Source organism: Streptomyces sp. NPDC055078, from assembly GCF_053607985.1.
Map to the genome: position 1 here is coordinate 1 of NZ_JBSGUP010000725.1, position 3,984 is coordinate 3,984.

Below are 3,984 nucleotides of genomic sequence, written 5' to 3' on the forward strand. Positions count from 1 at the left end.
GCCGGGCCCCCGCCCGGCCCGGCCCGATCCCTCGTGGCCACCGCCACCGCCACCCCGGCGGCCCCCGCCCCGGCCGCCGCGACCGGCGCCGGAACCGTTCTCGACCCGACGGCGGCCGGAGCCGCGCTGGGCGGCGCGGCGGGCCTCGGCCCGCCCGCCATGGCGGCGCTCCTCCCCGTGCGACACGGAGGGAGAACCTGTACTGGTGCCCCGGGACGGGGCTGCGCGGCGGCCGGATGGCTGCTGGGCGGCGCGTCTGGCAGCCGCACGCCCGCCACCTTGCTCTTGGGGCTGCGGCGGTTTGCGACGGTGCTCGCTCATCGAACGACTACTCCTCGGGCAGGCGAGACGCCTGGAAGCGGCAGTTGAGTTCCGGTCCCCCCGAAATGGATACGGGCCAGACCCGCAAAGGTCTCGTCCGCTGTGCATCCACGGCGATGACGCCCATAGACGTCACATGGTTCCCGGTGGTCTGCATCCGCACAGACTACGCACGGTCAAAACCTCCCTTGACCCGAAGTTCACCCCAAATCAGGCAAGTTGCTCTCTGTGAATTATTGATGTGACGCCGTTCACCACGGCCCCTCTTGTCGCAGGCGGAAGGTCCCCCTATCGTGCTGATGTATCGACTCGATACATCAGCACGACATAAGCGCTCGGGACGGCGAAGGAGGCGGTGGGTGAGCAGACGCTCCGGCATCCTTGAGTTCGCCGTGCTCGGGCTGCTCCGTGAGGCCCCGATGCACGGGTATGAGCTGCGCAAACGGCTCAATACATCGCTGGGGATCTTCCGGGCCTTCAGCTACGGAACCCTCTACCCCTGTCTCAAGACGCTGGTCGCCAACGGCTGGTTGATCGAGGAACCGGGAAGCGCTCCCGAAGACGCCCTCGCCGCTTCACTCGCAGGGCGCCGCGCCAAGATCGTCTACCGGTTGACGGCGGAAGGTAAGGAACACTTCGAGGAGCTGCTCTCGCACACCGGCCCGGACAGCTGGGAGGACGAGCACTTCGCGGCTCGTTTCGCCTTCTTCGGGCAGACGGAGCGCGAGGTACGGATGCGGGTGCTGGAAGGCCGGCGCAGCCGGCTGGAGGAGCGCCTGGAGAAGATGCGCGCCTCGCTGGCCCGCACCCGTGAGCGTCTCGACGACTACACCCTTGAGCTGCAGCGGCACGGCATGGAGTCCGTGGAGCGCGAAGTGCGCTGGCTGAACGAGCTCATCGAGAGCGAGCGGGCGGGACGGGATCAGCGAGCGCCCTCCGCCGACGGCTCGGCTCAGCAGGACCACACAACTGGAGCGTCTGGCGGCCTGCCCCGGCAGGGTGCCGAGGCTCCCGGGGGAACCTCCCCCGGGCCCTCGACCCCACCGGATCCGTCCGACGGCACCAACAACTGACACCCCGCGGTCCGCAGGGTTTCATCCGAATACCGAGATCACACAGGGAGCAACCGGAATGGGTTCGGTTCGCGTAGCCATTGTCGGCGTGGGCAACTGCGCCGCCTCACTGGTGCAGGGCGTCGAGTACTACAAGGACGCCGACCCGGCCGGCAAGGTGCCGGGTCTGATGCACGTCCAGTTCGGCGACTACCACGTACGGGACGTCGAGTTCGTCGCCGCCTTCGACGTGGACGCCAAGAAGGTCGGCCTCGACCTCTCGGACGCCATCGGCGCCAGCGAGAACAACACCATCAAGATCTGCGACGTGCCGAGCACCGGCATCACCGTGCAGCGGGGTCACACCCTGGACGGTCTGGGCAAGTACTACCGCCAGACCATCGAGGAGTCCCCCGAGACCCCTGCCGACATCGTCCAGACCCTCAAGGACAGGCAGGTCGACGTTCTTGTCTGCTATCTGCCCGTCGGCTCCGAGGACGCCGCGAAGTACTACGCGCAGTGCGCCATCGACGCCAAGGTCGCCTTCGTCAACGCGCTCCCGGTCTTTATCGCCGGTACCAAGGAGTGGGCGGACAAGTTCACCGAGGCGGGCGTCCCGATCGTCGGTGACGACATCAAGTCGCAGGTCGGCGCCACCATCACCCACCGGGTGATGGCGAAGCTCTTCGAGGACCGGGGTGTCATCCTGGACCGCACGATGCAGCTGAACGTCGGCGGCAACATGGACTTCAAGAACATGCTGGAGCGTGAGCGCCTGGAGTCCAAGAAGATCTCCAAGACGCAGGCCGTCACCTCCCAGATCCCCGACCGGGATCTCGGCGCTGACAACGTCCATATCGGCCCGTCCGACTATGTGGCCTGGCTGGACGACCGCAAGTGGGCGTACGTCCGTCTTGAGGGCCGTGCCTTCGGCGATGTGCCGCTGAACCTGGAGTACAAGCTGGAGGTCTGGGACTCCCCGAACTCCGCGGGTGTCATCATCGACGCCGTACGCGCCGCGAAGATCGCCAAGGACCGGGGCATCGGCGGCCCGATCCTCTCCGCATCGTCGTACTTCATGAAGTCCCCGCCCGTGCAGTACTTCGACGACGAGGCGCGGGAAAGCGTCGAGAAGTTCATCAGCGGCGACATCGAGCGCTGAACGTTCGCCGGCAAGGGCTGAGGTCCGCGTCGTATCGCCGACCGACCGCGGAGGGTCCCCGGGTAATCCACCCGGGGACCCTCCGCGTGTGTGACTCTTGATCGCATGCCCGTCGTACGTGATCTGCGCGTACTCCTGCGCCTGACCGACTTCCGCCGACTGCTCACGGTCCGGCTGCTCTCCCAGGCCGCCGACGGCGTTTATCAGGTCGCACTCGCCACCTATGTGGTCTTCTCGCCGGAGAAGCAGACATCACCTGCCGCCATCGCCTCCGCCATGGCCGTCCTGCTGCTGCCCTACTCCCTGATCGGCCCGTTCGCCGGTGTCCTGCTGGACCGCTGGCAGCGGCGCCAGGTCTTTCTGTACGGGAATCTGCTGCGGGCTCTGCTCGCGAGCGGCACCGCGGTCCTGATCCTCGCCTCGGTGCCCGACTGGCTCTTCTACGCCTCGGCCCTCACCGTCACCGCCGTCAATCGCTTCGTCCTCGCGGGGCTGTCGGCCGCGCTGCCCCGGGTCGTCGACGAAGACCGGCTCGTCATGGCCAACTCCCTCTCCCCGACGGCCGGAACGCTGGCCGCCACGGCGGGCGGAGGGCTCGCCTTCGCGGTACGGCTGGTGTCCGAGGACTCCGATGCCGCGGTCGTCCTGCTCGGCGCCACGCTCTATCTCTGCTCCGCGCTGGCCTCCCTGCGTATGGACCGCCGACTGCTGGGACCCGATACGACCGAGGTCCGGCCGGGACTGGGCACGGCGATCGCCTCCACCGCACAAGGGCTGGCGAGCGGGTTGCGGCATCTGTCGGAGCGCCCGGCGGCACGGCGGGCACTGGTCGCGATGACACTGATGCGCTTCAACTACGGAGCGCTGACGGTCATGGTCCTGATGCTCTGCCGCTACGCCTGGTACGAGAAGGAACAGGACGGCCTCGCCCTGCTCGGGCTGGCCGTCGCCATCTCGGGGGCCGGTTTCTTCACCGCGGCGGTGGTGACCCCCTGGGCGATCGGCCGACTCGGCCGCTTCGGGTGGCTGGTCGCCTGCGCGGGGGCCGCGGCGGTCCTCGAACCCGCCCTGGGGCTGCCCTTCGCTCCCGGGCCGATCCTGGTCGCCGCCTTTGTCCTGGGCGTCATCACCCAGGGAGCGAAGATCACCACCGACACCGTGGTCCAGACCTCGGTGGACGACTCCTATCGAGGGCGGATCTTCTCCCTCTACGACGTTCTGTTCAATGTCGCGTTCGTGGGAGCCGCCGGGGTCGCGGCACTGATGCTGCCCTCCGACGGGCGATCGGTTCAGCTCGTCGTCCTGGTGGCCCTGGTCTATGCCGCGATCGCCGCGACGCTGGCCCGGTGGAGCCGGGCCGAAGCGACACCCTAGCTCTCAAGACTTCCCGTCTGCCCCGAGTGCGGTCGATGCTGCTGCGACAACGCACTCCAGCGCACAGGGCCGATG

Annotated in this window: 4 protein-coding genes; 3 read left to right on the top strand and 1 reads right to left on the bottom strand. The window is 68.0% G+C overall.

The window, feature by feature from the left end; all coding sequences use genetic code 11:
* A partial coding sequence (locus ACWF94_RS35520) for a hypothetical protein (RefSeq protein WP_453498354.1) occupies nt 1–186 on the bottom strand: 186 nt, incomplete at its 3' end.
* A 494-nt stretch (nt 187–680) separates the two neighbouring features.
* Between ACWF94_RS35520 and ACWF94_RS35525 the strand changes: the two genes are divergently transcribed.
* From ACWF94_RS35525 to ACWF94_RS35535, 3 genes are all read left to right on the top strand, one after another.
* Nucleotides 681–1,394, top strand: a complete 714-nt coding sequence (locus ACWF94_RS35525; protein ID WP_453498357.1) for a helix-turn-helix transcriptional regulator — start codon at nt 681–683, stop codon at nt 1,392–1,394.
* Between the two features lie 58 nt (nt 1,395–1,452).
* On the top strand, nt 1,453–2,535 hold the full coding sequence (locus ACWF94_RS35530) for an inositol-3-phosphate synthase (RefSeq protein ID WP_453498360.1): 1,083 nt from the start codon (nt 1,453–1,455) through the stop codon (nt 2,533–2,535).
* A gap of 105 nt (nt 2,536–2,640) precedes the next feature.
* The gene (locus ACWF94_RS35535; protein WP_453498363.1) at nt 2,641–3,909 is read left to right on the top strand and encodes an MFS transporter; all 1,269 of its coding nucleotides are present in this window, start codon (nt 2,641–2,643) and stop codon (nt 3,907–3,909) included.
* The last annotated feature ends 75 nt before the right edge of the window (nt 3,910–3,984 follow it).